At 37.4% G+C, this 2,603-nt stretch carries 3 protein-coding genes; all 3 read left to right on the top strand.

Features of this window, described 5'->3' with window-relative positions:
* On the top strand, positions 1-1,447 hold a 1,447-nt coding region (locus tag U9P79_07075; protein MEA2104383.1), incomplete at its 5' end, for an Eco57I restriction-modification methylase domain-containing protein.
* Positions 1,447-2,322: a hypothetical protein gene (locus tag U9P79_07070; GenBank protein MEA2104382.1), complete on the top strand. Its 876-nt coding sequence runs from the start codon at positions 1,447-1,449 to the stop codon at positions 2,320-2,322. The genes U9P79_07075 and U9P79_07070, both read left to right, overlap by 1 nt.
* 47 nt (positions 2,323-2,369) lie before the next feature.
* Positions 2,370-2,603: hypothetical protein (locus U9P79_07065; protein ID MEA2104381.1), on the top strand; the 234-nt coding region annotated here is incomplete at its 3' end.

The following is a 2,603-nucleotide window of genomic DNA, read 5'->3' as shown; positions in this document are numbered from 1 at the left end:
GGTGAAGGGGTTTGGGGAGATTATGGGCGCGGGTGGGTTTGATTGCGTGATCGGGAATCCGCCGTATGTAAGAATTCAAACCTTGCAAGATACACAACCCGAAGCAGTTCAGTATTTCAAAAACAAATACAAATCGGGAGGAAAAGGAAATTTTGACATCTATGCTCTTTTTGTTGAACGGGGATATTCGCTATTAAATAAAACAGGGCTACTTGGTTGCATTCTCCCCCACAAAATTTTCCAAGCAAACTTTGGAGAACCTCTTCGTGAAATAATTTCTAACAATAAGGCAATTTACGAGATCGTTCACTTTGGCGCAGAGCAAGTTTTTGAAAATGCTACAACTTATACATGCCTTTTATTTTTATCTAAAAAGCAACAAGAATCTTTTCGCTATGTTGCTGTTGAAAAACTGAGAAATCCGATAGAATTGGTCACCAAAATTTCTGAAAAAATACAAAACGATTGCTATCAGGAAGCAGCGATACCCCAGCCACTTTCAGGTGAGAAGTGGGAATTCTACGGCGAAAAAACAGGGGCAGTTATAAGTAAACTAAAAAAACAACGTAACACTCTTGGAAGCATAACCCGTAAAATATTCGTAGGGTTGCAGACAAGTGCAGATAAAATTTACGTTTTGAAAATAGTTGAATGGACAGAAAACACAGTCATATGCTATTCAAAATCGTTGGCGAAAGAAATTGAAATTGAAAAATCTTTTGTAAAACCATTTTTAATGGGGAAAGACGTTCACCGGTATGATCCGCCCGTTCCACAAAATGTAGTTATTTTCCCTTACCAAATTGAAAATGGTAAAGCAGAGCTAATGACACAAAAATTCATAAAGGAAAATTTTTCATTGGGTTGGAAATATTTACTTGAAAATAAAACCGCCTTAGAAAATAGAGAAAAGGGAAAAATGCGTGGAGAAAAATTTTACGCATACATTTATCCAAAAAATCTCACGGAATTCGAGGCAATAAAATTGATGACGCCGGAAATTGCGCTTGGTTGTCAGTTGAGTTTTGACTCACAAGGCGTTTTATATCACACAACGAAGGTGTATAGTTTTATTTTTCAAGACTCTATAGAAGAAAATGAACTATTTTTCCTTGGGATTCTAAATTCCAAACTGTTATGGGTTTTTCTAAAGGCGACGGGTTATACCTTGAGGGGTGGATATTTCACCTTCAAAACAGAATACCTTAAACCGTTTCCAATCCGCACGATAGACTTCTCAAATCCAGAGGAGGTGACAAAGCATGATAAACTTGTTTCGCTGGTGGATAATATGCTCAAACTTCATCAGAAATGTCACGAGGCGAGAATGGAACGCGATAAAGAAATTTACGAACGGCAGATAAAAGTTGTTGATGCACAGATCGACCGGATGGTTTATGATTTGTATGGGCTGACGGAGGAGGAGATCAAGGTGGTGGAAGAGTGATGGATGATTCGATGCAAATGGGAGAAAAATTTAATTATCTTGAACATATAGAATCTACCTCTATGGAGGAACGAATTAAATTATGTTCTGTTTATTATAAAATTCATCCGAGATGCCGAATACAAGGATTAAGGTTATTTGAATCTCTAAAAACTAATTATTTTTGTATTGTTGGATCGTATGATAATATACAAAACAATTTTAATAAGGTAATTGAGAATTATATCGAGGTAGAAGAGAAGGGATACGCATCCAATATTCCTAATGCAGAACTTCTTTGTATAGTGCGACACTTTTTCTCAGACGTTTATTCATTTTTAAACATATATGCTCGGATCTATAGTTCCTTGCTTTCCCCCAAAGGCAGATCTACGCCATCAAACGGTTTCAATGAACACAGGAAAATGGTATTAAAGAATTCGAATATTAACGAATTTATGGATTACTCAAAAATTCTTGGGGATTTAACTTGGTATGAAAAATTCCACCTACTGCGATCAGAAGAGACACATTTTTTGCTTGGATATATTTCAGTCGATAAAAAGAAAGATAAACAGTTCATAACCTATTTCAGTAGAACCGATTCACCAAGACCAGAAAGAGATGAAATGATTGAAATTGATGATGTATTGTTGTTTATCGCAGAAATTCTCAACGGAGTTAATAAATTGTTTGACCATATTTCAGTTGAAATTTTGAAATCTATTGATCCAAATAAACGTTGTCATATCCCGTTTAGTGTTAAAGATGGCTCGTTATGTGTAAAAGGATTGAGTATAATCGAATTCGTACTAGATAAACCCGGTGAATGTGCAATTTGGCATACGGGTTGTAATAAGCATGGAAAAACCTGTTTTGCAGAAATAAGACAATAATACACATAAACGTCGACAAACATTAATTCATACAAGGAGAAACCAAAATGCAAGCCGCAACACAAGCCATTGAAACAATAGGAACGATCGATGCCCAGCATCATCTCGTTCTGGACGAAACGCTGCCCATCACTGGACCAACTCGGGTTCGCGCAAGTCACCTGCTGCCCGAAGAATCCGACATAAGCGAGACTGAATGGCTCCAGGCAGCAGCCACCAATCCTGCCTTTGATTTCCCGAAAGATCCCGAAGAGGACGTCTACACGCTTGCCGAGGGGGAT

This window comes from Candidatus Cloacimonadota bacterium (genome assembly GCA_034661015.1).
GTDB lineage: Bacteria > Cloacimonadota > Cloacimonadia > JGIOTU-2 > JGIOTU-2 > JAYEKN01.
This window is presented reverse-complemented; position numbering and strand designations above follow the sequence as displayed.

Excerpts from the sequence above, each read along its gene's own strand:
- U9P79_07070 (MEA2104382.1), top strand. The coding sequence starts at position 1,447 with ATGGATGATTCGATGCAAATGGGAGAAAAATTTAATTATCTTGAACAT.